We start from the raw sequence: 23357 nt of genomic DNA, 5'->3' as shown, positions 1-23357 counted from the left end.
GTTGGATAATTCGATTTACCTCATTATCCGTCACATAATCTGAATCGAACGATGGGTAAGATACCCGTCATACAAAATTACGGCGCGTCCTCATCACCGTGCCCGCCAATCACACACTGGGGTTTGTCTTGGTTGATGTAGCACTTTTCTCTGTGCCACTCATGGCAGCTATTGTCGGCTGGTTTACCAATTGGCTGGCGATCCAGATGTCATTCAACCCCATCCAGTTTGTGGGTATTGGCGTTATTGGCTGGCAGGGAGTGATTCCCCGCAAGGCCGAGAAAATGGCCCACATCTGTATTGACCGCACCCTGCAGCAGTTTGGTGATCTGAACGCCGTCTACCAGCAGCTGGAACCACAACGAATTGTTGAACAGGTGATTTCCCAGGTGAATCCCCGCATGGACGAATACATTGACGAAGTGATGTATGACATCCAACCGGTGCTCTGGGACAACCTCCCGCTGTTCATGAAGAATCGCATCTATCGGTGGGGGCGGGAACAGCTCCCGTCGAGGATAGAGTCCCTGGTGGAGGATTTCGGGGATGACCTCAATGATCTCGTTGACCTGAAGGCTTTGCTGAGCCGGGAGCTGAAAACCCATCCGGACCTGATGAATCGGATTTTCATGGAAGCGGGCTCAGTCGAGCTACGGTCGGTTATCAATCGAGGGGCGATCATTGGCGGCCTGCTGGGTGCCTTGTTGGCCCCCGCCTGGGTGCGCTACCCCGAACCATGGCTGTTGCCGGTTGGCGGCTTTGCAGTGGGGTTCCTGACCAACTGGATTGCCATCAACCTGATTTTTCGCCCGCTAAAACCCCGGCGCTTCCTGTTTTGGCGTTTGCAGGGTCTGTTCCTGCAGCGTCAGCCGGAGATCAGCGACGTATGGGCAAGGTTGGTGGCGGAGGAACTGATCACCGTTGAGAAAGTGGCTGACGCCATGATCAACGGTAACCGTGGGGATCGCACGCGGGCGATCATCCAGAAGCATCTGAGGCCACTGCTGGACAACTCGATGGTCATGAAGCTCGGCGCCCAGGTTACTGTTGGTATGACCGGGTACACGGAACTTAAAAAAGCCATGAACCATAAGGCGGTGCTGGCCACCCGTGATGTCTTCGGGGACCCGGCATTCAACCGAGAGAGGGCACCGGTGGTGGCCGGGGTGCTGGCCGGGCAGATGAAGTCGCTGGCGCCGGCTGAGTTTCAGGATATCCTGCGGCCGGCATTTCGAGAGGAAGAGATTCAGCTCATGCTGGTTGGGGGAATATTGGGTTCCCTGGCGGGTGCGCTTCAGTTTTTGATCATGAGCAACGTATTGAACTAGGCGCCTGGGACACGGTTCCCTGCGTAATGAGCTGACCAGGAGGGCAGTATGGAATTTGGATGGGCAGTCGCGATACAGGCCCTGGTAACAGGATGCGTCGTACTTTCAGTGCTGGCAGGCTTCTGGTTCGGCATTGTGCGACCACATCTTGATCGCAAGGTGGCGGAGCTTATCGACGCGTCGCGGGAGATAGAGCCCAGAGTCAGGCAGGGTGTACGGGAAGGCGTGGAAGAAACTCTTCGGGAGCTGCCGGAGAGTACGGTGAAAGAATCTACCCGCCAGTTCCTCCGGTTCGGTTCGGGGCTGTTCGAAAACGGCCTCAGTAGCTTTCTGGGAGAGGTATCTGACCCCGGTCGAAAGCCCCGAAACGATTCATAGACAATTCGTCGGCCTTGGCAGACCTGCTATGCGGCAGGCTGTTTTGGCCGGTGTACCGGGAAAGAGCTGCATCAGGTAAATGCTGTTGCCTTTCTCTTCGTTAAACGCCTCCCTGACCGCTTTTACAAACAGCCTGTTTGAAGGTGGTGATATTTCATGTTGTTTGTAAAATTCCCTCAGGAATTCGATGATTTCCCAGTGATTATCGGTTAACTCAATATTGTCGTCCGCCGCAATGTCACGGGCCACGTCAGGTGACCACGTCCAGGCGTCTTCCAGGAACCCTTCGTTGTTTCTCGTTGGAATCGTCATTACCAGCTGATCACTCTGGTTGCCTCGGTGGTCAGGGCCACCATTGTGTCAAAATCAATCGATTGTACGTCAAGTCCATCGACGGCGATGGCCCTGGCCTGCAGGTCAGGGGCCAACGCATAAACGGTACCCTTCAGCGTTGCTTCACGGTCCGCCAGGGCAAGCACACCTGATTCCGTCAGCAACAGGCCATCCTGGTCTGTGATGCTCGACAGGCACGCTACAAACGCCGGGTGATCCGGCCGTTTGTTGACGATGTGCAGGGTATGGATGGTTGCCATCAATGCGCTCTCCGGGTGTTTGGGTTGCCTGCTCAGCTCAGGTTGACCACGTGGGCATAGTGTTCGAGCAGTTCGGCACACAGATCTGTCGTGGTAATGCCCGGCATCATATTCTCTTCGTTGAGGCCGTACCGCTTACAGGCCTTGTGATCAGCCATCAGGGCGGAAACGCCAAAAATGGGCGCGGCTGACAGGTTCTTCTCCACCGATTTCTGCTGCACGGCGTCTGCTTGCTGGGCCTTGCGAAGCCAGTTAACGCCCTCTCCGGTGAACAGCAACGTCACCGGCTGGTCGAACGCGGCAAGGGAAAAGGCCATGTCCAGCGACTCACGGCCCGTCCAGTCGCAATACGGCGCGCGGCTAATGATCACCAACGTCTCCATGCCTGGCTCAACCCCCACTGTGAAAATAGATAACGCGATCAGAATGCGCCACGCTGTCAACCCACTCGCCCAAACCGGCAATGGTGAATGGTGCGGCAAGATTGCTGGCGGGCAGTTCGTAGCGCTGCTGTTCGCTCTGGTCCACAATGCCCCGCCGAAGCGCCGACGCAATACAGGCAAAGCCGGCTATGTTGTGGCTTTCCAGGAAATCATGCCACGCCCGCGACCAGTGCACCTCGTCCGAGGGTGGGCTGGTCAGTGCCGACGCCAGATGAACGCCATCACCGTAGAGGAATACCCGGTCAATTCGATGGCCGCTTGCCAGTACTGCCCTGGCGAAGGCGAGCGCTGTTTGTGGCGCCTGGGAGGAGTAGGGCGCTCCGGTAATGACCAGGGTAAAGGAGCAGGGTGTGTGCGGACTCATATGTGCCTGTTTGCCTGTTGGAGTTCAGAGTACAGTTTACCTCATGAATGAAAAAACCCCGACCGAGGTCGGGGTTCTCTGGCAGTTGCCTGTCATCTGGATGATGCCAAGGCGATCAGTCGTCGCCGCTGAACGCCATCATCAGGTGAAGCAGGCTGACGAACAGGTTGTAGATGGCCACATACAGGCCAACAGTAGCGATGATGTAGTTGCGCTCTCCGCCGTTGATGATCCGGCTGGTTTCAAACAGGATCATGATGGAAGCGAAGATGGTGAAACCAGCAGACACCGCCAGGTGCAGGATGGAGCTCTGCATGAAGAACGCCAGCAGCATCGCGCCGATCAGCACGAAGGCGCCCGCTGTCAGGAAGCTGGACAGGAAGCTGAAGTCCTTCTTGGTGATAATGGCCGTTGCCGACAGACCCACAAACGCGGTCGCTGTCAGAGCCAGGGCATTCGCGACGATCTGGGAAGCGCCCGCTGCCACCATCTGGCCGATGATCGGGCCGAGGGTGAAGCCCATGAAGCCGGTAAGGGCGAACGTGGTTACGATACCCCAGGGGCTGTTCTTCAGCTTGTAGGTCGCGAACAGAAGGCCGATGTAGCCTACGATCGTGATCAGGAAGCCGGGATGCGTGCCGTTCATGTTCAGGAACGCAGTCAGTGCGGAGAATGCCAGAGTCATTCCCAGCAGCATGTAGGTATTGCGCAGCACGTTCATGGCATCTGCGCTGATACCCGTCGCCCGACCTTTTTCTGTGGTCGAATAGGCTCCCTGGTTTTGCTGGACGCCAAATCGTCTGTCTTCCATTGTCTTCTCCGTCTGTGTGTCACAACCGTTTGAATCTAACACTCATCATAATGCCAGATACACAACTTTCAATCATTTACGACAGAAAACGGCCTCGCGGATTCCATTAAATAGAGTTAATGTTGAATCGAAAGGAAGACGATGTGGCCAGGGCGTTGACAGGAAACGGAATTCCGGTATCATGCTCCCCGCTGTCGCAATGACGGCTGTGGAGAAAACGGTGGGCTGGCAGAGCGGCTGAATGCAGCGGTCTTGAAAACCGCCGAAGGTTAGTAGCCTTCCCGGGGTTCGAATCCCTGGCCCACCGCCACTTTCTCTTCCTTCCCTGATATTTCCCGTATCCTTTCAAACTGTTTCGTTAGTGCTTCTAATTCGTGGCCAATGCTTTGCGAATCGCCCGAATGCCACTCAGCGCTGCCTCATTGTCACCGTGTACGCACAGGCTGTCGGCCGGCAGTGTCAGCCAGTTACCGGATGAACTGTAGACTCCACCGTTTTTAGCGAACGATACCGCCTGATTGACAATCTTGTCTGCAGACTGATGTACCGCCCCTGGAAGGCGACGGGATACCAACTGGCCCTCATCGTCGTAGGCGCGGTCGGCAAAGGCTTCCAGCAGGATGGGGAGACCAACATAGTCCGCCAGTTTGCGGTGTTGTTCGTGTTTGACCGTCACCGGGAGCATCAGCGGCAGATCCTGCTGATAGCTTTTAACCGCGGTCATAACGGCTTCCAGGGTGCTCATGTCCCGCATCATGTCGTTGTTCAGGGCACCGTGGGGTTTTACGTAAGACAGTGTCAGGCCCTCGGCCCGACATAGTCCCTGTAGCGCGCCAAGCTGGTAGAGGATCAGAGCGTGAATTTCCTCGGGGCTGTGGCTGATGGAGCGGCGGCCAAAACCGGCGAGGTCGTGATAGGAGGGATGGGCACCGATCTCTACTCCGTGCTTCGCTGCCAGAGCCACGGTTTTCTGCATGACCGAAGGGTCCCCGGCGTGAAAGCCGCAGGCAACGTTGGCCATATCGATAAGGGGCATCACCTGATCGTCCTGGCCCATACGCCAGGCACCGTAGCTTTCCCCCAAGTCACAATTCAGTTTCATCTCACAGCTCCCGGCCCGGGTACTGGGCCTGTCTCTGTTCCTCCGCGAGCCTGACCCTCTCTGCCAGTTCTTCGGGTTCATTGCGCGGCACCTGCCAGCCCTGCAGGTTCTCCTCAATCAGCTGCGTCAGGGCGTCGATATGTCCCGGAGTGGCATTGAGGGCGGAAATATAGCTGAAACCCTCGCCGCCGGCTTCCATGAAGTATTCACGGTTTTCCTCGTCAATCTCTTCGATGGTTTCGAGGCAATCCGCCGAAAAGCCGGGGCAGAACACATCTATAGATGTTACGCCTTTTTGGGGCAGTGCTTTAAGGGTTTCGTCAGTATAGGGCTGCAGCCACTCTTCCCGGCCAAAACGTGACTGGAAGGTGGTCAGGTATTCATCCTTTCCAAGGCCAAGCCGTTCTGCCAGCAGGCGGGACGTCTTGTGGCACTCACAGTGGTACGGGTCGCCGCGCTCAAGGTACTTCAGGGGAACTCCGTGATAGGAGAGGATAAGTTTCTGGTTGCGCCCATGCTTGTCCCAGTGCGCCTGGATATGGCTGGCCATAGCCTCAATGTAAGGTGGGTAGTCCGGGTAGTGGGAGACAAACCTCAGATCGGGCAGCCAGCGCCGACGGGTAAAATTATGGGCAATGGCATCGAACGTCGAGGCGGAGGTCGAGGCAGAATACTGCGGGTACAGGGGCAGTACCAGCAACCGGCGAACCCCCTGCGCCTGCATTTCATCAAGCACCTTCGGGATTCCCGGGTTGCCATATCGCATGGCAAATCCCACCAGGAGGTTATTGCCGTGTTTCGCCTGCAGTTGTTTGCGAATCGCTTCGGCTTGCCTGGCGGTGTGAATCAACAACGGCGATCCTTCCGGTTGCCACACGCCAGCATAGGCTTTGGCTGACCGGCTGGGACGCAGTCGCAGGATAATGCCATGGAGTATCAGCCACCAGATCGGGCGCGGCACTTCAACCACCCTGGGATCCCAGAGGAATTCCCCCAGATAACGGCGCAGGGCAGACGTGGTTGGGGCATCCGGTGTTCCCAGATTGGTGATCAGTACTCCGGTTTTTTCGGGATGGTCATGGCGAAAATCGGCGGTACCCTTGTACGGCATGGTTCTGGATCCTGGAGAATGATGGGTGTCCGTTCAGAAAGTGGCTCAGGAGCGTTTCCCTGCCTGCTGGGCCATCCGCGGCGCCAGCCCGCCAACATCGTAACCAGCTTTACGGGCCTTGTTGACAATGTCGTGGGCCGGCTCGGTGCGTGCCGAACTCAGTGCCCAGAGCACGGTGCAGCGGGTTCCGGAGCGGCAGAAAGCAAGTACGGGCTTGTCTGCCTGACGGATCATTGCATCAAAGCGGTCAACGTCGTTGTCAAAGATATTCCCGGACTCGACCGGCAGATACACCCACTCCATCCCGTTTGCGCGAGCTGCGGCCTCTATGTCGGCCATGCCCGGCTGGCCGGGCTCTTCGGCATCGGGGCGATTGGCAACGAGTGTTTTGAAGCCGAGTTTTGCAGCTTCGCTAACGTCCTCCACAGTGAGCTGGGGCGAGACTGAAATCGTGTCGTCGATACGTCTGATGTCCATAAGCGATCCTTTTGCCGGTCACATAAATGCCTCAGCATAATGCCACAGGACATAGCCGCTGTCAGAGCCCAGGCCATGGGAAGTTTTAATCCAGGAGATAAAAAAAAGCCCGGCACTGGTGGCCGGGCAGAGGCGTGCGAGTAGTATCCATGAAAGACTTCCAGACAAACCGGCATCAGCAGGGACACCGGTACAGTGAAGTATTGACCATATTTTGAACACTTCAAGCCAGTGAGCGATTCGTTTGATCACATTTTTTCATATTGAAAGTGTGCTTATACTAAAGCCGCTCGCTGTGGGCCTTTCAGGCGATTTGGTTTCAGCCCTGACGCAGAGATATTGGCCTGTTGACTGAAATTCAGTGCCCGCTGTAATACAATAATGAGCCATTGAGAGTCCAACGCCTCCGAGGTTTTGCATGTCTGACGAAAACGAAAACACGCCGGAAAACGACGAGCAGCTGGCGGGTAAAATAAAAGGGTCTGCACGGCAGATCTGGCTGGCCGGGCTCGGTGCCTACACCAAGGCCGAGGAGGACGCTGGTCGCTTCTTTGAGCGTCTGGTTCAGGAAGGCGAGCAGTTGGAGAGTAAGACCCGCGGCGTGGTTGAAAAGCACGTGCGCACTGTGGAAGACCGTGTGGACGATGTGCGGGAAAAGGCCACTGGCACCTGGGACCGCCTCGAGAACATGTTTGATGAGCGCGTGTCCGGCGCGTTGCGTCGATTGGGTATTCACCGTCGGGACGAAATCGAAGCCATGGAACGCCGGATTCAGGCCCTGGAAGCGGAACTCCAACGCCTCAGGGAGCAGACCGAGGACCGCTCCGAAGAGGAATGATGCTCGCTTCCGGCCATTGATGTCAGAGGTAATCCCGGCTCATCAGGTAAATCTGTTCTTTTTCATCCGGGCCCAGGTAGGGCAATAGCAAGTGCATCATCTGGTAAACACCGCGGCCCGGGTCCATGGAGTCGCGGTCATCCAGATGCGACAGACTGTCGAAGCTGCTCCAATAGCAGGCGGTGAGCGTCAACTGGTCGCAGAGTGCATCCAGCTCCCCATCGGTAATCTCCATGACGCCCTGGCGTCGAAAGCTCTCGCAGATGACCCTGAAACCATGGGTTTTCTTTTTCAGAATGCGCCGGAAGCGGGTTTGAAGCTGCTCGTATCGGGACAGGACGTTCACCAGGTCCTGATACAGGAATCGGTAGCGGGCGACGGTTTCGAACAACAGATGCAGGAAAAAACTCTGCTGGTCCAGGCTGATGGTCGCGTCTTCCGGAACCGCCAGCAGGTCGTGCATTTCGTGTTCATAGCTGGCAAACAGTTCCCCGACAATATCGCCCTTGCTCTTGAAGTGGTAATAGAGGTTGCCGGGGCTGATCTCCAGTTCGTCCGAAATCAACAGGGTGGTTACGTTGGGCTCGCCGATGCTGTTGAACAGCATCAGGCTGGCCTCAAGTATACGGTCGCGGGTTTTCATTTTTTTCATGTCGCGGCCCGGCGAGGTGGGTTCAAAGCGAGAAACGAGCCCACACCGGACAATGGTCCGAAGGCCGCTCCATGGCGCGAATATCGTAGCTGACGCCTGCTTCTTCCGCCTTCGGTAGAAGCGGGTCACTGGCCATGATCAGGTCGATCCTCAGGCCGCGGCGTGGGTCCCTGTCAAAGCCCTTGCTGCGGTAATCAAACCAGCTGAAGGTGTCAGATTCCTCGGGGTGCAGGTGTCGAAACACGTCCGTGAAACCACGACTTTCGACCTGTCCCAGCCATTCACGCTCTTCCGGAAGAAAGCTGCATTTGCCGGTTCTCAGCCAGCGCTTGGCGTTGTCGGCACCGATGCCGATGTCCTGGTCAGTAGGCGAGATATTCATATCGCCCATTACCACAATCTCACCGTTGGCGGCTTTCAGGTCGTCCAGGTAGCGCATCAGGTCCGCGTAGAATTTTTCCTTGGCGGGAAACTTTATCGGGTGGTCTCGGCTCTCGCCCTGGGGGAAATAACCGTTGATCACCGTAAGTTTGCAGCCATTGACCGTGAAGTGGCCGGTAATCAGCCTGCGTTGGGAGTCCTCTCCGTCCCACGGGTAGCCTTTCTGGACGCTGTCCGGCGCCTGGCGGGAAAGAAGAGCAACGCCGTAATGAGTCTTCTGGCCATGGAAGTGAACGTGGTAGCCGAGTTCGCGAATGGCGTCCTCCGGGAACTCCTCGTCGGTCACCTTGGTTTCCTGCAGGCCGATAAAATCCGGGTTCAGGCTATCAATCACGGCCTCAAGCTGGTGCAGCCGCGTGCGGATACTGTTGACGTTGAATGAGACAAACATCATCGGCGGAAACCTTCTGTTTTGCAGTTTTGGCGATTGTCAGGGTGTGTCAGGAAACCGCAAGTCTACCACAACAGGTCGGTGTGTCCGCCTTGGCTGCAAGGACGGATTCAGCGGGTCAGTTCACAATCCGGAGCGGTGTCCACGGCATAGCGGATATGGGCGGTGTAGTTCGAGTCCTTGTCCTTGCGGATATTGGTCAACCCAAGGTAGTCCGTCAGCGCGCCGTTGTCGTTATAGCCCAAGAGGATCGGGTCAACCAGAAAGCTCAGGATTGTGCTCGAGGGCTCTATCAGCACCGTATGTGTGGCGTTGATGCGGTCGTCCTTCGCAGGCTCCAGTACAAAGCCATAGGCTTTGCCCCGTGTGGGCGCCAGAAAGTTGAATTCGATGCGGTCACCGGAAGTGACCTCGGGCCAGTGGTTGCGGACCAGATTGTCGAAGCCCGCATCTGCCACCAGTTTCCGGGTGACCTCCACCGTCGAGTTTTCCGTGTCGCCTTCCGGAGTCTGCCACTCGATTTCCAGCGTCGCGTCATCCCGGTTGCGGATCTCCATGACTTCATTGAAACCCGGCTGTCGGAAGGTCATCGCTGGACGCAACGTCGATTGTTCGTAAGACAGCGTCTTTTCAGCAAATGGCTCACCGTTACTGCGAAGGTAAGTCACGTTGTGGGAGGCGGGTCGGAAAAGGCCATCGGTGCACTTGCCTGTGACCACGTGCTGCTCTTCATAGAGCAGGTTGTCGCCGTTCAACGGCATCGCCTGGCCGGTAAAGCGCATCTCGGCGGACGCGGCCGACAGGGGCAGGGCGCAGGCGAGCAAAAGGGCGCTGGACCTCATCGTATCAGCTCCGGATAGAGGGCCTTGCGGAGATAGAGAAGGCTCGGGAATACAACCAGCCAGCCCAATGCCAGCGCAGCCAAAGAAAGTGTGAGATTCGGAAGTTGCACGGCGCCCAGCGCGCTGGCGGACCAGTAGGCAAAAGGCCCGGCGATGGGGGCACACACAAAGGGCAGCCAGGGTTTGCTGCCAATCCATGACAGGGAATGGCTCAGGGTGGTCATGAATATGGCCCAGATGCCGACCAGCCAGACCGGTGTGATCTGTACGCTGCCAGTGCCATCATCAAGGATGCCGGTCTGGAACCAGATGCCGTCCAGTACACCGCCCAGAACCGTGCCGGCGCCGATAAACTGCAGTTCGATGGAGCGGTGCTGGCTGACAAACAGCATGTGGAAAACCAATAGCAGGACCACGAATCCGGCAGCCATCAGGCCCGGATAGAGCACGCATACGAACCAGCCAGCCTGGAACAGGGCGAAGTTCACGACATTGCGCAGGGTATCATTGTGGATCATACGCTCAGGATGTTCTCACGCTTGTTACCTGGCTTGGCGAACAGGATCTGGGAAACTCCAATGGCTCGTTCACTGAAGCCGGCCTCGCAATAGGCGAAGTAGAAATGCCACAGGCGGCGGAAGGCCTTGTCGTAGCCAAGGCTGTCGAGCGTATCCCGGTTCGCCATGAAGCGATCGCACCAGTCCCGCAGCGTGCGGGCGTAATGGAAGCCGATATCTTCAGCGTGGGTCATTACCAGGTCCGAACCGGTGCGGACGGAGTCCAGCATCGCGCCAAAAGAGGGAATGAAACTGCCCGGAAAAATAAATCGTTGAATGAAATCGACGTTCTTCAGGGCGCGCTTGTAGCGCTGCTCGGGCATATTGATGGCCTGCACCAGGGCCAGGCCGTCCGGTTTCAGCAAGCGGCTGATTTGAGAAAAGTAGCTGTCCAGAAATTGCGGGCCCACCGCCTCGATCATTTCGATGGACACCAGCTTGTCGAACTGGCCTTCCAGGTCGCGGTAGTCGTCAAACAGCAGGGTGATCTGCGCTTCCAGGCCCTCGTCGCTGACCTTTTTTCTCGCCAGTTCCAGCTGCTCGGCGGAAATCGTCGTGGTCGTCACATGACAGCCATAATGTTTGGCCGCATGCACGGCGAATCCACCCCAGCCGGTGCCGATTTCGATCACCCGGTCGCCCGGTTGCAGGTCCAGTTTTCGGCAGATGGTATCCAGTTTGTGAACCGCCGCTTGCTCCAGCGTCGCCTCTGGGCCTGGGTAGATGGCGGAGGAATACATCATCGTGGGGTCAAGGAAGGTCTCGAACAGGTCGTTACCCAGGTCGTAGTGGGCGCTGATGTTCTTGCGGGAACCTTCCTTCGTATTGCGATTCAGCCAGTGCAGGCCCTTCAAGGCCGGTTTGGTGACCCAACTGAATCGGTCCTCGAAGGCGTTCATCCGATCAACGTTTCGGGTAAAGAACCGCAACAGGGCCACCAGGTCCGGAGTCGACCAGTCACCTGCGACATAGGCTTCAGCGGCACCCACGCTGCCGCCTGTTAGCAGATCCTTCCAGGTGCTGTGGTCATGGATGACCAGCTCCGCCGGCGCGAATCGGCTGTCGCTGTCTCCAAAGGTCAGGGTTTCCGCCCCGGCTTCACGAATTGTCAGTGTTCCCGCTTCAAGAAGGGAAAGCTGCTGGCACACAAGGGCTTTCGCCCACCGGCTGGTGAGCGGCGCCTGGCCAGTGCCAGTGGATTCAAGCGAGGTGTTCAGGTTCTCCATGAGCTTACCTTTCCGGTTGTCTTGTTCTGGGCTGTGGGTTCGGTGACATCCTGGCCTGAGTCTTCTGCGCCGCGCCGGTGCGCCGGGTCGTTTTCAGGCAGCTTGTTTGGATGAGTAAAGAACGGCACCCCTTTGAGCTTGAGCTTCAGGGCGTGCCAGTAAATACCACCCACCACCTTCAGCGCTTCCAGTGGAAACTGTCTAAGGCTCCTGTGTAGTTCTTTACGATCCAGGGGGGTGCGTCGGACCACCAATGTGGCGTCAAAATGCTTGCGTTCGTCCTGTTTCACACCCATGTGGATTCGAAGTTCAGGGCCGCGGAAACTGAACGTCCACTGGTAATGCTGATCCATGGGATTGAAGGGCGATACGTGAAAGCGTTTGCTGAAATCGAAGCGCTCAGTGCGCCAGCCGGCACTGGTTGGTTCCGCGCCTGTGGTTTCGAGGCAGTACACATGGCGATCTTTCCAGGGTGTATTGGTGATCTGAGCCATGATGACCCGGGGCACGGCTCCATGATCCGGGCGGTCGCCGGCGTGGTAGCAGAAGTAGAAACTGACCGGATTGAACACATACCCGAAATAACGGGGATGAGTAATGAGTTGCACCGCGCCGTCCGGGCGCCATCCCGTCGCCTGTTGTACCTGATCGCTCACGGCCTGCAGGAGGTTGGCGGTCTCGGGCCGGAAATAGTCACGGCGGTACAGGGACAACCAGTTGAAGCGTTCCAGGGAAAACAGGCGGCTGATATGGGTTATGGATGGCCACTCGCGCAGGTCCAGGGCCAGCATGCCGGTGCTGTAGCTGAATTCGTGGCGTACCGGTGTCTTGCGACGATGCCGAATCGTGCCCTCCAGCCATTGGCTGTGAAGCTGATTGGCGACCATGTTTTGCGGTAGGGCAGCGTTCATGGCTACAGCTCCACTCCCAAAGCCTGAGTAACGCGGAGCGCACTGCTCACACCGTCCTCATGAAAGCCATTGAACCAGTAGGCGCCACAGAAGTGGCTGCGGTTGTGGCCGCCGATTTCGTCATAGCGTTTCTGGGCCGCCACGGCCTCCAGGGTGAACACGGGGTGTGCGTAGTCGAAGCGTTTTATGATGCGCTCCGGATCAATGTCCTGGCTGCGGTTGAGGGTGACACAGAAGGTTTCCGGTGCCTCATCGAAATTCTGCAGTACGTTCATGTTATAGGTCACAGACACAGGCTCGGTGCTGTGTTGCGGTATGAAATAGTTCCACGCCGCCCACGCCCTGCGATTTGATGGCAGTACCGAACTGTCGGTGTGCAACACCACATCATTGCGTTGATAGGTAATGGCACCAAGAATATCCAGTTCTTCGGCGGAAGGATCGGCAATCATGTCGAGGGCCTGGTCGCTGTGGCAGGCAAACACCACCTGGTCAAAGTGGTGGTGCTCGTTATTGACGGTGACCACCACATGGTCCGGCTCACGGACGACGGAACTGACCGGGCTGTTCAAATGTATGCGTTCGCCCAGGCGTTCCATCATCGCATCGACATAGCGCGCGGAGCCGCCGGAAATGACCCGCCAGGTCGGACGATCGTCTACCGACAACATGCCGTGATTATTGAAAAACTGGAGAAAAAATCGGATCGGGAACTGTTCCAGGACAATCTCCGGCGCCGACCAGATCGCGGCCCCCATGGGGACGATGTAGTATTGGCGGAAGTAGCGCGAGTAGCCGTTGCGGTTCAGGTATTCGCCCAGGGTTTCGGTGTCTGCGATGTTGCCAGCGGCCAGGTCTGCCCGGGATTCCTTATTGAAGCGCAGGATCTCCTGGATCATACGAAGAAACGGTAGATTCAGCAGGTTTCTGCGTTGGGCGAACAGGGTGTTCAGGCTGGTGCCGTTGTACTGTAGCCCGGAAGAATGACAGTCAACACTGAAACTCATGTCGCTGACTTCCGACGCAACACCCAAGCGGTCCATCAGCTTCATGAAATTGGGGTACGTCCAGTCATTGAAGACGATAAAACCGGTGTTGACCGGCCACTCCCGACCACCGGCAGTAACCATCTCTGTGTTGGTGTGGCCTCCGGCATAGTCGCCGGCTTCAAACAGCTCCACATCGTACTTTTCGGATAAGAGCCAGGCTGTTGTAAGGCCGGAGACCCCAGCGCCAATGACTGCAATACGTTGACGTTCGTTACTCATCCACTGGTTTCCTGTTCATTCCTGCTTTTGCGGCTCATGCTGGCGGCCATGCGATCAATCAACCCCTGGGGCAGGGCGCCCAGAGCCTTCAGTGTCCAGGTGAATCGCTTCGGAAAAGCGATTTCGTTACGGCCTTTACGCAGTCCTTTGACGATACGGCCCGCGGCGTCTTCCGCTGAGACCAGGAACGGCATCGGAAAATCGTTTCTGTCGGTCAGCGGCGTTTTCACAAACCCCGGCGAAACCACCACCACGTCGATGCCTTCGGGCGCCAGATCCGCTCGTAGCGCGTGGGCAAAGTAGGTGAGCGCGGCCTTGGAGGACCCGTACCCCTCGGCACGGCCGAAGGGAAACCACCACGCCGATGAGCTGACAATCACCAGCGTCGCCGGTTGGCCCTTCGCGACAGTGCGCCGCAGAGCCGGCAAGGCAATATCCAGACAGCGTGCGGTGCCCACCACGTTGGTGTTGATGTTGTTTTCAATCACAGCGCTGTCGTAGTCGGCGATTTCCAGGTATTCACAGGTGCCGGCGTTGAGGATGGCCATGTTGAGGTCGCCGTGGGTTTCCAGGGTGGAGGAAATACCCTGTAGGTCGTCCCGGCTCGTGGTGTCCGCCCGCGCTGCTACAACTCGCTCTGGCGCCAATGCGCTCAAGCCGTCCAATGCCTCCTGCCGTCGGCCGGTGATCACCAAACGGTGCCCCTGGTCTACCAGCGCGCGGGTAACGGCTTCGCCGATCCCTGAGCTGGCCCCGGTAATCCAGATGTTGGATGCTGTTCCAAGCCGTTCACTCATCCCGCCTGATTCCTTATCCAACGGATCACGCCACCCAGTAACGGAAGGTTTTCGTAGAGCAACTGGCCGATGTCGAAATAATCCCGATGGGAGAGAACGCGCCCCTCACGAATAACCAACTGACTAATGCCTTCCACCGCAACCGGGTTGCCCTTCCGAATACGCTTGTGCCTGAGGTGCATCACCCAGGGAATGCACACATCCTCGCCGTTGACCACGGGCTCGCCGAAGTCGAAACCGCAGGAAATCACGTTGGCGTAGGCCCCGGAAAAGTATTCTGTCAGTTCACCAATTCCCCGCACGCACGTGAACGGATCGGTAAACGTCACGTTTTCGCTGTACACGCTGGACAGCTCCGCCATGTTGCCGGCGCAGAGGTTATTGAAGAGTTGCGTGAAGCGCCCAAGAGTTTCCTGGACGGATGAATTCTGGTTGCCCATTTCGATGATAGAGGCGGTACTCATGAGTGTTTCCTCCTCATGGAATCCAGTTGGCGGGTTTCTTCCTGAATGTGTTCTGGAATAGGGTTCATGTCCCATATGATGCCAAGACGCGCGAGTAGCCACAGTCCGTACCAGGTCATATCCACCTCGTACCACCGGAATCCCTGGCGCACGGATTGCGGCCAGCGATGGTGGTTATTGTGCCAGCCTTCGCCCATGGTGATGAGCGCGAGCCAGACGTTATTCCTGCTGTCGTCGGAAGTCTCGAAACGGCGTTTTCCCCAGACGTGGGACAGAGAATTGATGGACACCGTGGCATGGAACAGCAACACCGTCGATATAAAGAAGCCCCAGGTCAGCAGCTGCAAACCATTGGTGCCCAGGCCGGGCGCCCACGCCGCCAGAGCTTCACCCAAGGCATAAATACCGACCGCGGCTGCCGCCGGTACCAATGAGTCAAAGCGGTTGAGAAAGCGGAGTTCGGGAAATTTCATCCAGTCCTTCACCCGGCGCTCATCCATGGCAAAGCCCGCGTCACAGGTAAACCAGCCAACGTGGGACCACCAGAACCCGCCTTGGTGTGGTGAGTGCAAGTCCTTCTCGTCGTCCGAGTGTTGATGGTGGTGCCGATGATGAGCGGCCCACCACAGCGGCCCACGTTGGGCTGCGCTGGCGCCCAGGACACCGAAGAAAAACTGTGCAACACGGCTGGTCTTGAAGGTTTTGTGGGCAAAGTAGCGATGGTAGAAGCCGGTGATGGCAAACATGCGCACGGCGAAAAAGCCAATTGCAAAGATGACGGCAAAGGTACTGGTGCCCGTGACGATGACCAGCAAACAGGCCAGATGAAGTGCTATAAAGGGAACCACCCTGAGAAAATTGAAAGCCCGCGAGCTTGTGTCGAGGTGATCCGAACCCGCAGCGGAGTCGAACCATCTCAGAATGTTTGTCAGCCAGTGTTGCACTCGGGTCATACCCTGATTGCCCTTTCGTTCGTGGTTTAACCTGTAAAGCCTGGGCGTTGAAGAATCTCAACCAGACGCTTGACGGGTTCTACGTTCCAACAACCGAATTTGGATGCACGTTATACGATGTTTAACCAAACCGATCAGATGCCTGTTATACGCCGGATTGCCATTGTTGGTTCAGGCATGGCCGGCCTGAGTGCAGCACTTCTGCTTCAGGAGCAGAACCATGAAGTGACGATCTTCGAGAAAAGCCGCGGCCCGGGCGGTCGCATGGCCGCAAAGCGTGTTGCGGGTGGCTCCGTAGACATCGGGGCGCAATACTTTACGATCAGGAATCCTGCTTTCTCCGCCTTCCTGAACCGTTATGCCGAAGGCAGTTTCAGGCCGTGGCCCGGGCGGTTTGGTTACCAGACCACCTCCGGGCAATGGGAGCCGTTCCCGCAAGAGACCCGCTACGTCGGCGCTCCCCGGATGACCACCATCACCCGCGGGCTTTCCACCGCTGCAGACGTCCAGGCGCAAACGCGCATTGATAGCCTGGTTCGCCAGGGTCAACAGTGGTTGCTGAACGATACAGACGGCGAGTCTTATGGGCCCTTTGACGCGGTTATCGTCACGGCACCTCCGGCTCAGACCCGGGATCTGTTCAGCAACAGTGCACTCACAGCGCTCTCGGACCAGATGCAGGACCACGTTAGCCATATCCAGCCGTGCTGGGCAACCGCTGTCTATTTTCGGCAGGCGCTGGAACAGCCCTATGACGGGATGCGGTGCCAGAACCCGATACTCGACTGGATTGCGAATAACTCGAGCAAACCGGGCAGGGACGATTCCGGCCAGTGGTGGGTTCTCCATGCAACGCCTCAATGGTCTCGGGAGCACGAAAATACCTCGGCGGACAAGGTGTCGGCTGCCATGATTGAGGCGTTTAAGAAGGTAACCGGTGTTACTGTCTGCCCTGACGACTGGATTTCGCACCGGTGGCTTTATGCGAAATCCTCGCCCACGGAGCAACCCGGTTTTCGCTGGTATGGCGACCAGCGCATCGGGCTGGCCGGGGACTGGCTGAGCGGCGGCCGCGTGGAGGGCGCGTTCAACAGTGCCAGTGGCCTGGTCGCGCATATGCTGGCGGACTAAGCCCAACTTACTTGCCGGTCAGTACGGTTGGCCGAACGTAGAAGTGGGTGATGGTACCGTCGCTGAACTTGCTGAAGAAGGCGCTGATATCGGTAATCTTGCGCAGGGAACGGGCACGGTTGATCGGATCACGCACCAGTACCTTGATGCCGTTGAAATTGTCCTGGATGTTCGAGAACCGTGCCCGCATGGAGCAGGTCACAACCTCGCCCGGGTCCAGGTCCAGCTCCCGGGCCAGCCAACGGCTGTGATCCTCGATGCCGGCGACAGTCAGATCTTCACGGGTGTCCAGGTGGTTCAGTTTGGCCCGGTCCACAATGCAGCGTGAATAACTGCCAGACTTTTTCCGCGCCACTTTGCGAAAAGCCTCCCAGAAGAAGCTGTCTGTCAGTTCTGCGAAGTAACGCATGTCGCTCAGGCAGGTATCCACCCAATCAAATATTTCCGGGTCTTCAAGCACTTCGTTGATCGCTTCCCGCAACAGCCAGTCGAAACCCAGGGCCGTCTTGTGGGCGTAGACCTTGCGGTACATCTGGTGGCGGCTGTAGACGAAGTCCTCCAAGGCGCCAAGACCCTTCTGGGTGATGGCCAGGCCGAGCCAGGGCTCGCGCACGTCCCAGCCGAAGCGCAGGTTGCTCAGCAGGTGGTCAAGGTTGAAACCACCGATGGTGACTGAGGAGTGAAAACCGTCCCGAAGCATGTAGTCGGCCCGGTCGGCGTCGATTTCACCGGAGACAATGGACGACATCAGGTCCATCACCAGCCGGGGGGTGTCGGCTTCGCTTAGAACACCGGAGTCCGCGTCGTTACCGGCGATGAAATTCCAGAAGGTGCGTGCGTGGCGGCAGAACGCATCGCTGGGCCGCACATCCGTGGTCTCCATGATGCCGATCACGTCTCTTGGATCGAGGCCGGCGGTCTCAAGGTCAATGGACGACAGCACTTCGTGGGCAACCCTCACGGAATAGTGCTCGTGCTCCAGTTCTTCCGGGCGTTCACTGTGATACACGGAATAGTCGACACCGCTCCAAAGGTCATCAAACCGGTCGGGCCGCGACATAAGGTCGTGGATGCGCCGCGCCTGGGTGAACTGGTGGGAGAAGCTGGAATGTCCGCTGTCGTGCAGCAGGCAGCCCAGGCGGATGGTCTTGGCCAGGTAGTCAATGGCATCAAGCTGGCTGAGGCTAAGGTCTGTCTGGTCGCTGAGCTGGCGTTCCCGCAGGTAGGCGTCGATCATCGAGCGGAACATCCGCGTGCCCACGTGCATCACGCCAATACTGTGAAGGAAGCGTGAGTGGGTCGCCCCAGGGAAAACCAGGCTGAGGATGTCGTTCTGGCAAATGTTGCGCAGGCGCTGGAACAGGGGATGGTCGATAACCTTGATTTCATGCCGGTAAAGCGGAATTCCGCCATGGACCGGGTCCATGATCAGCTTGTCATAAGCCCCGAGCAGGTCATTGACGGCACTTCTCATAGATTACAACCTCCCAAAAACATCAAACATGTCTTGTTATATCACAGGGGCGTGCCAGAATAGGTATCAGAAACCCAATTTCCTGTTTACCGATGGTAGTTTAGGGCAATCGCCATGACATCGCGCACCGAGCGCATTCTTATTATCGATTCGGATGAACGTGCCCGCTCGGAACTGGGTCGATACCTTGAGGCCAGGGGATTCTACGTTACCGGTTATTCGGACCTGGCTTCCGCCCGTTCCCTGTTCGACGATAATATTCCGGACATCATTTTTGCCGACCTGTCGCCGGACGCCATTGGTGAGCTTGCCGGTCGACTGGAAGACGCGGAAACCTTCACCCCCATCGTTGCCTGCTATTCCACCGCAGATGCCTCCGAAATCGTCAATGCGCTGAGAGCGGGCGCGGCCGATATCGTGCTTAAACCCTGTTCCGATGATCGTGGCGCCCTCGATGACGTTATTGGCAAGCTGTTTGATCGGGTGCGTGTGAACCGGCTCAACCAGCTTTACCGCCAGGAACTGGAAGAAGCGAACCGGGACTTGCGGGATGGCATTGCGGAATTACGCGCCGACCAGCGCGCCGGCCGTAAGGTCCAGCTCAGAATGTTGCCAGACCGGGAACAGGTGCTTTCCGGCTTTTCCGTCAATCACCTCATCAAGCCCTCGCTGTTTCTCAGCGGGGATTTCCTGGACTATTTCCGAATAACCGAAGACAAGGTGCTGGTGTATATCGCCGACGTGTCTGGCCACGGTGCCAGCTCGGCGTTCGTAACGGTGTTGCTGAAAAACCTGACCAACCGCCTCCAGCGCAATCTCAGGCGTGGCTCCAGTGATGACATCCTGTTTCCCGATCGTTTCCTTGAGCGGATTAATTCCGAGCTGCTCGATACCGGGTTGGGCAAGCATGTAACGGTGTTCGTAGGCATCATATCAACGTCTGACAGGAGCCTTCGCTATTCGGTGGGCGCCCATTTCCCGATGCCGATCCTTTCCCTGGAGGGCGGCAGGACAGAGTTCCTCGAAGGCAGTGGCTTGCCGGTAGGGCTGTTCGAGACGCCGGAATGGGAGGTTTACGAAGTTCCACTGGACAAGCCGTTCCACCTGATTCTTTTCTCAGACGGTATACTGGAGGTCATCAAGGCCAAAAGCCTGGATGAAAAGGAAAAGACACTACTTGAACTCGTCTCGGGAGGTAGTCACACTATTGCTTCCCTGGGCGACGCTCTGAATCTCGACGAGATCACAGAGTTACCTGACGATATTGCTATCGTATCAGTAACGGATACCGATCCTGATACCAATGGCCCGACGTCGACATAGTGGCAGTGGATTCAATGGCTGGTTACAAGATCCTGCAAGCTGAAAAACAGGGCATCTATGTCCTTAAGTTTATTGGAGAAATCCGGCTGAACCTGTGTTCGACGCTGGACAATCTGGTTGAGTCCATTACCCAGGATCCTGACTTCAAGACGGTGGTTATTGATCTTACCGAAACCGAGATCATCGACAGCACCACCCTTGGGCTGCTGGCCAAGATTGCCATGGCTGCCCAGAAACGCAGTAATTTCCTGCCCACGATGATATCCACCAACCCTGATATAACCCGAATCATCACCTCCATGGGTTTCGACAAGATTTTCATCATTGTTCGCGAGCCTGCGTCCCGCATCGAAGAACTGGAAGAAATCCCCGTATTGCGCGCGAGCGAGCAGCAGGTCAGGGATAAGGTGTTGGAAGCCCACCGTGTGCTGATGGGCCTGAACAGCCGTAACCGGGAAGAATTCAAGAACCTGGTGCGTGCCCTGGAATGCGAAGAGTCCGGCTGAGCCCGGGGTCATCACTGCGTTCTCCATTCCTGCCGGCCGTTTACCGGGCTGAACCATAAAACATAACGGAACGACTATGCCTGAGAAAAATAACCGTGGGCCCACCGACGTTTCCCAGACCGGCCATGATGTAGCGGTTCTCGGCGGTGGCAGTTTCGGTTCTGCCATGGCCAAAGTGCTGGGGGAGAATGGCCATACCGTCCATTTCTGGATGAGGGACGAAGCCCAGGCGGATGAAATCCGCAACACCGGTATCAACAGCCGCTATATGCCGGATGTCACCCTAACTGGTGATATTCAACCGACTACCAGCCTGCCGGAAGCCGTCGGTAAGGCTGAAATTGTCTTTGTGGCCATTCCCAGCAAAGCCTTCCGCTCCGTCATTCGTGAAAACAGCTCTGAGTTCCGGGAAGGGCAGATCGTTGTCAGCCTGACCAAGGGCATCGAAGAGCATGGCTTCAAGCTGATGAGCGAAATCCTTCAGGAAGAAATTCCGCGTTCCCGCATTGGTGTGCTCAGCGGTCCCAATCTGGCTGGTGAAATCGTCAGTCAGGACCTCACGGCAACCGTTATCGCAGCCAAGGACCCTGACGTGCGCCGCACGGTTCAGGAACTGCTTGGCTGCGAATATCTGCGGGTCTACGCCAATGTGGATGTGTATGGCGTCGAGCTGGCCGGTGCACTGAAGAATATCTACGCCATCGTTGCCGGGCTGGCGTCAGCGCGGAATCTGGGAGAAAACGCCAAAGCGATGCTGATTACCCGCGGGCTGGCGGAAATGAGCCGGTTTGCGGTCAGCCTGGGGGCCAACCCCATGACGTTTATGGGCCTTGCGGGGGTAGGGGATCTTATCGTGACCTGTACGTCTCCGAAAAGCAGGAACTACCGTGTTGGTTACGCCGTAGGTAACGGCCAGGCGCTGGATGAGGCGGTCGCGGAGTTGGGCCAGGTGGCCGAGGGCATCTATACCCTGAAACTGGTCAAGGAGAAATCCGAGGCGATTGGTATCTACATGCCTTTGGTTCGAGGGCTCTATGAGATTCTTTACGATGGCGCCTCCATCAGTGCAGTGATCAACAGTCTGATGATGTCGGTCCAGAATTCAGATGTGGAATTCATTCTTCCACGAACCATCAGTCAGTAAGGTTCGGGTTAGCCGGAGGGAAAGCCAGTGCACTTGATCGTCATGCGCCATGGTGAGGCCGGTTGGCACACTCTCGACAGGGAGCGTGAGCTGACGGAGTTTGGTCGCCACGGGGTGGCGGACGTAGCCGCTCAGATTGCGGAGTCGCCCTGGCGCCCCGAGTTTATTTGGTGCAGCCCATTGGTCAGGGCCCGGCAAACCGCTGCGATTGCGTCTGAGATTCTGAATTGCCCGGTCACGGAAAAGGATTATATTACGCCGGATGATGATCCCGGCCGTTGTCTGGATGAGTTGATCGAATCCGCTCCCTCTCCGTTATTGCTGATTTCTCATATGCCCTTTGTTGGCAGCCTTTCGACACTCCTCGTGGATGGTCATCGTAAGGGCATCCCCTTTATGACCGCTCAGGCAGTGGTTCTCGAAATGCCTGTAGCAGGCCCAGGCTGCGCCGACTTGCGGGCACAATTCCTACCCTGAAATCTCTCATAAGACCTTTAAAATCGGTGCCCCAGCGCCCATAGTTTCTGTGAAACCACACAGGAATAACCTTTATGAGCCAGAAGCCCGAGACAATTGCGCAACAAGTGGAAAGTGCACAGGCTCCCGGAAAAGGCCTGCCACCGCTCGAAACATGGAACCCGGAGCTGTCCGGAGACATTGATATCGTGATTGCCCGTGACGGGCAGTGGCTGTATCAGGGCAAGCCCATCGGCCGGGACGCCATTGTTAAGCTGTTCTCGACGATTCTGCGGCAGGAAAGTGACGGGCACCATTATCTGGTGACGCCGGTTGAGAAGTGGCGGATCACTGTCGAAGATACGGCCATTCTCGCTCATTCTCTTGAAGTCTCTGGCAGTGGAAAGGACCAGGTTCTGTCAGTAACGACCAACACAGGAGAGACACTGTTAATTGGGGGCGAGCACCCTCTGCACATTGGGGTTTATGAAGGAACCAACGAACCACGCCCGGTCATCGGTTTACGCCACGGTGTGGAGGCAAGGCTGGTAACGGCCGCTTATTACGATCTGGCCGACCGGGTGACTGAAGAAAGTTCCGGTGAAGATACCGTTATAGGTGTCTGGAGTAGCGGAAATTTCTACAAAATTGCCGATAACGGTTGAATTACCAGCCGCCGTCCCAACTAACTCACGGTAGAAAACGCAGTCTGACACTTGTTAAACTGTATTTTCGAACTTGTTACCGAGCCTGGCTCTCTAACGAGGCCCGGTGGTCGTAAGTCCCTCTGTGCAGTCTGGCTGTTCAAGATCACTTTCGATTGCCCAAATTTACATCAAACAGTCATTGCGACACGCAAGGAGATCACATGGCCCAACCTCGTGTTGTCACCATCCACTACACGCTCACCAACGACCAGGGAGAAGAGCTGGACTCCTCCCGTGTAGAAGGTCGCGAGCCTCTGTCCTATCTGGAAGGTGCTCAGAACATTATCGGCGGACTGGAAAATGCGCTGAACGAAAAGAACGCTGGCGATCAGGTTAAAGTATCTGTTGAGCCGGGTGAAGGTTACGGCGAAGTCAACGAAGAACTGGTCCAGCCGGTCCCACGTTCTGCGTTTGAAGGTGTCGACACCATCGAGCCGGGCATGCAGTTCCAGGCACAGACTCCGGGTGGCCCCCAGGTCGTTCGTGTCGTGGAAGTAGGCGACGAAACCGTCACCATCGATGCCAACCACCCGCTGGCAGGCCAAACCCTGCACTTCGACGTGGAAGTGGTTGAAGCGCGCGAAGCAACTGACGAAGAGCAAGAGCACGGTCACGCTCACTGATCTCGTCATAGTTGTTCATAAAAAAACGGCCCCTGTTGGGGCCGTT

At 56.9% G+C, this 23357-nt stretch carries 29 protein-coding genes and 1 tRNA gene; 11 read left to right on the top strand and 19 right to left on the bottom strand.

Annotation, left to right across the window (positions count from 1 at the left end):
• Positions 1 to 161: 161 nt before the first annotated feature.
• Both AAGD24_RS11105 and AAGD24_RS11100 read left to right on the top strand, forming a co-directional pair.
• Positions 162 to 1328, top strand: a complete 1167-nt coding sequence (locus AAGD24_RS11105; protein ID WP_041336538.1) for a hypothetical protein — start codon at positions 162 to 164, stop codon at positions 1326 to 1328.
• Positions 1329 to 1376: 48 nt separating this feature from the next.
• On the top strand, positions 1377 to 1706 hold the full coding sequence (locus AAGD24_RS11100; protein WP_075195785.1) for a hypothetical protein: 330 nt from the start codon (positions 1377 to 1379) through the stop codon (positions 1704 to 1706).
• On the opposite strand, the gene AAGD24_RS11095 is transcribed toward AAGD24_RS11100, so the two are convergent.
• The 5 genes from AAGD24_RS11095 to AAGD24_RS11075 form a co-directional block, all read right to left on the bottom strand.
• Positions 1701 to 2018 (bottom strand): TusE/DsrC/DsvC family sulfur relay protein, encoded by a 318-nt coding sequence (locus AAGD24_RS11095; RefSeq protein WP_036207462.1) that lies wholly within the window; start codon positions 2016 to 2018, stop codon positions 1701 to 1703. The two genes, AAGD24_RS11100 and AAGD24_RS11095, sit on opposite strands and share 6 nt — an antisense overlap.
• Positions 2018 to 2299: a sulfurtransferase complex subunit TusB gene (tusB, locus tag AAGD24_RS11090; protein ID WP_091644655.1), complete on the bottom strand. Its 282-nt coding sequence runs from the start codon at positions 2297 to 2299 to the stop codon at positions 2018 to 2020. The genes AAGD24_RS11095 and tusB overlap by 1 nt, the downstream gene beginning before the upstream one ends.
• A gap of 32 nt (positions 2300 to 2331) precedes the next feature.
• Positions 2332 to 2682: a DsrE family protein gene (locus AAGD24_RS11085; protein ID WP_036207456.1), complete on the bottom strand. Its 351-nt coding sequence runs from the start codon at positions 2680 to 2682 to the stop codon at positions 2332 to 2334.
• Positions 2683 to 2689: 7 nt separating this feature from the next.
• Positions 2690 to 3106, bottom strand: a complete 417-nt coding sequence (gene tusD / locus AAGD24_RS11080; protein WP_075195783.1) for a sulfurtransferase complex subunit TusD — start codon at positions 3104 to 3106, stop codon at positions 2690 to 2692.
• Positions 3107 to 3221: 115 nt separating this feature from the next.
• Positions 3222 to 3917 carry a Bax inhibitor-1/YccA family protein gene (locus AAGD24_RS11075; RefSeq protein WP_007152095.1) on the bottom strand — a complete coding sequence of 232 codons (696 nt, stop codon included), beginning with the start codon at positions 3915 to 3917 and terminating at the stop codon, positions 3222 to 3224.
• Positions 3918 to 4136: 219 nt separating this feature from the next.
• On the opposite strand from AAGD24_RS11075, the gene AAGD24_RS11070 reads away from it, so the two are divergent.
• Positions 4137 to 4227: transfer RNA gene (locus AAGD24_RS11070), tRNA-Ser, on the top strand.
• Positions 4228 to 4284: 57 nt separating this feature from the next.
• On the opposite strand, the gene AAGD24_RS11065 is transcribed toward AAGD24_RS11070, so the two are convergent.
• The 3 genes from AAGD24_RS11065 to AAGD24_RS11055 are packed head-to-tail and all read right to left on the bottom strand — an operon-like array spanning position 4285 to position 6607.
• Positions 4285 to 5019, bottom strand: a complete 735-nt coding sequence (locus AAGD24_RS11065) for a 5-oxoprolinase subunit PxpA (protein WP_379865103.1) — start codon at positions 5017 to 5019, stop codon at positions 4285 to 4287.
• Position 5020: 1 nt separating this feature from the next.
• A complete protein-coding gene (gene hemH, locus AAGD24_RS11060; RefSeq protein WP_036207446.1) occupies positions 5021 to 6130 on the bottom strand; it encodes a ferrochelatase in 1110 nt (369 codons plus the stop codon).
• 45 nt (positions 6131 to 6175) lie between these two features.
• Entirely contained in the window at positions 6176 to 6607 is a 432-nt protein-coding gene (locus AAGD24_RS11055) for a TIGR01244 family sulfur transferase (RefSeq protein ID WP_036207444.1), read from the bottom strand.
• A gap of 418 nt (positions 6608 to 7025) precedes the next feature.
• Here AAGD24_RS11055 and AAGD24_RS11050 point away from each other — a divergent pair, with 418 nt between their 5' ends.
• On the top strand, positions 7026 to 7445 hold the full coding sequence (locus AAGD24_RS11050) for a phasin family protein (protein WP_036207441.1): 420 nt from the start codon (positions 7026 to 7028) through the stop codon (positions 7443 to 7445).
• A 22-nt stretch (positions 7446 to 7467) separates the two neighbouring features.
• On the opposite strand, the gene AAGD24_RS11045 is transcribed toward AAGD24_RS11050, so the two are convergent.
• The 10 genes from AAGD24_RS11045 to AAGD24_RS11000 form a co-directional block, all read right to left on the bottom strand.
• Positions 7468 to 8097 carry a TetR/AcrR family transcriptional regulator gene (locus tag AAGD24_RS11045; RefSeq protein WP_036207437.1) on the bottom strand — a complete coding sequence of 210 codons (630 nt, stop codon included), beginning with the start codon at positions 8095 to 8097 and terminating at the stop codon, positions 7468 to 7470.
• 22 nt (positions 8098 to 8119) lie between these two features.
• Positions 8120 to 8932 (bottom strand): exodeoxyribonuclease III, encoded by an 813-nt coding sequence (xthA, locus tag AAGD24_RS11040; protein ID WP_379865101.1) that lies wholly within the window; start codon positions 8930 to 8932, stop codon positions 8120 to 8122.
• A 107-nt stretch (positions 8933 to 9039) separates the two neighbouring features.
• The gene (locus AAGD24_RS11035; RefSeq protein WP_379865099.1) at positions 9040 to 9771 is read right to left on the bottom strand and encodes a hypothetical protein; all 732 of its coding nucleotides are present in this window, start codon (positions 9769 to 9771) and stop codon (positions 9040 to 9042) included.
• Complete coding sequence (locus AAGD24_RS11030) at positions 9768 to 10289, bottom strand: DUF2878 domain-containing protein (protein ID WP_136633407.1); 522 nt, start codon at positions 10287 to 10289, stop codon at positions 9768 to 9770. The genes AAGD24_RS11035 and AAGD24_RS11030 overlap by 4 nt, the downstream gene beginning before the upstream one ends.
• Positions 10286 to 11554, bottom strand: coding sequence for a class I SAM-dependent methyltransferase (locus AAGD24_RS11025; protein WP_379865097.1), 1269 nt, complete (start codon positions 11552 to 11554; stop codon positions 10286 to 10288). The genes AAGD24_RS11030 and AAGD24_RS11025 overlap by 4 nt, the downstream gene beginning before the upstream one ends.
• Positions 11542 to 12465: a DUF1365 domain-containing protein gene (locus tag AAGD24_RS11020; protein ID WP_379865096.1), complete on the bottom strand. Its 924-nt coding sequence runs from the start codon at positions 12463 to 12465 to the stop codon at positions 11542 to 11544. The genes AAGD24_RS11025 and AAGD24_RS11020 overlap by 13 nt, the downstream gene beginning before the upstream one ends.
• A 2-nt stretch (positions 12466 to 12467) precedes the next feature.
• Entirely contained in the window at positions 12468 to 13733 is a 1266-nt protein-coding gene (locus AAGD24_RS11015; protein WP_379865094.1) for an NAD(P)/FAD-dependent oxidoreductase, read from the bottom strand.
• Positions 13730 to 14530 carry an SDR family NAD(P)-dependent oxidoreductase gene (locus AAGD24_RS11010; RefSeq protein WP_379865093.1) on the bottom strand — a complete coding sequence of 267 codons (801 nt, stop codon included), beginning with the start codon at positions 14528 to 14530 and terminating at the stop codon, positions 13730 to 13732. Before AAGD24_RS11010 ends, AAGD24_RS11015 begins: the two co-directional genes overlap by 4 nt.
• A complete protein-coding gene (locus tag AAGD24_RS11005) occupies positions 14527 to 14994 on the bottom strand; it encodes a nuclear transport factor 2 family protein (RefSeq protein ID WP_379865091.1) in 468 nt (155 codons plus the stop codon). The genes AAGD24_RS11010 and AAGD24_RS11005 overlap by 4 nt, the downstream gene beginning before the upstream one ends.
• Complete coding sequence (locus AAGD24_RS11000; RefSeq protein ID WP_075195778.1) at positions 14991 to 15947, bottom strand: acyl-CoA desaturase; 957 nt, start codon at positions 15945 to 15947, stop codon at positions 14991 to 14993. The genes AAGD24_RS11005 and AAGD24_RS11000 overlap by 4 nt, the downstream gene beginning before the upstream one ends.
• A 117-nt stretch (positions 15948 to 16064) precedes the next feature.
• Between AAGD24_RS11000 and AAGD24_RS10995 the strand changes: the two genes are divergently transcribed.
• The gene (locus AAGD24_RS10995) at positions 16065 to 17078 is read left to right on the top strand and encodes an NAD(P)/FAD-dependent oxidoreductase (protein ID WP_379865089.1); all 1014 of its coding nucleotides are present in this window, start codon (positions 16065 to 16067) and stop codon (positions 17076 to 17078) included.
• Between the two features lie 7 nt (positions 17079 to 17085).
• On the opposite strand, the gene AAGD24_RS10990 is transcribed toward AAGD24_RS10995, so the two are convergent.
• A complete protein-coding gene (locus tag AAGD24_RS10990; protein ID WP_036207414.1) occupies positions 17086 to 18552 on the bottom strand; it encodes an HD domain-containing protein in 1467 nt (488 codons plus the stop codon).
• A gap of 114 nt (positions 18553 to 18666) precedes the next feature.
• On the opposite strand from AAGD24_RS10990, the gene AAGD24_RS10985 reads away from it, so the two are divergent.
• The 6 genes from AAGD24_RS10985 to AAGD24_RS10960 all read left to right on the top strand — a co-directional run bounded on the left by AAGD24_RS10985 (position 18667) and on the right by AAGD24_RS10960 (position 23311).
• On the top strand, positions 18667 to 19875 hold the full coding sequence (locus AAGD24_RS10985) for a PP2C family protein-serine/threonine phosphatase (RefSeq protein WP_085680588.1): 1209 nt from the start codon (positions 18667 to 18669) through the stop codon (positions 19873 to 19875).
• 14 nt (positions 19876 to 19889) lie between these two features.
• Positions 19890 to 20381, top strand: coding sequence for an STAS domain-containing protein (locus AAGD24_RS10980; RefSeq protein ID WP_036207409.1), 492 nt, complete (start codon positions 19890 to 19892; stop codon positions 20379 to 20381).
• Between the two features lie 76 nt (positions 20382 to 20457).
• Positions 20458 to 21525 (top strand): NAD(P)H-dependent glycerol-3-phosphate dehydrogenase, encoded by a 1068-nt coding sequence (locus tag AAGD24_RS10975; RefSeq protein WP_041333371.1) that lies wholly within the window; start codon positions 20458 to 20460, stop codon positions 21523 to 21525.
• A 27-nt stretch (positions 21526 to 21552) separates the two neighbouring features.
• Positions 21553 to 22002 carry a histidine phosphatase family protein gene (locus tag AAGD24_RS10970; protein WP_036207403.1) on the top strand — a complete coding sequence of 150 codons (450 nt, stop codon included), beginning with the start codon at positions 21553 to 21555 and terminating at the stop codon, positions 22000 to 22002.
• Between the two features lie 74 nt (positions 22003 to 22076).
• Positions 22077 to 22646, top strand: coding sequence for a DUF1285 domain-containing protein (locus AAGD24_RS10965; RefSeq protein ID WP_379865087.1), 570 nt, complete (start codon positions 22077 to 22079; stop codon positions 22644 to 22646).
• Positions 22647 to 22849: 203 nt separating this feature from the next.
• Positions 22850 to 23311 carry a peptidylprolyl isomerase gene (locus AAGD24_RS10960; RefSeq protein WP_007152117.1) on the top strand — a complete coding sequence of 154 codons (462 nt, stop codon included), beginning with the start codon at positions 22850 to 22852 and terminating at the stop codon, positions 23309 to 23311.
• Positions 23312 to 23357 lie beyond the last annotated feature (46 nt).

Source organism: Marinobacter sp. M5B, assembly GCF_042604615.1.
Taxonomy (GTDB): Bacteria; Pseudomonadota; Gammaproteobacteria; order Pseudomonadales; family Oleiphilaceae; genus Marinobacter; species Marinobacter salarius.
Note: the sequence above shows the minus strand (reverse complement) of the source record. Positions and strands in the feature narration are given on the sequence as shown.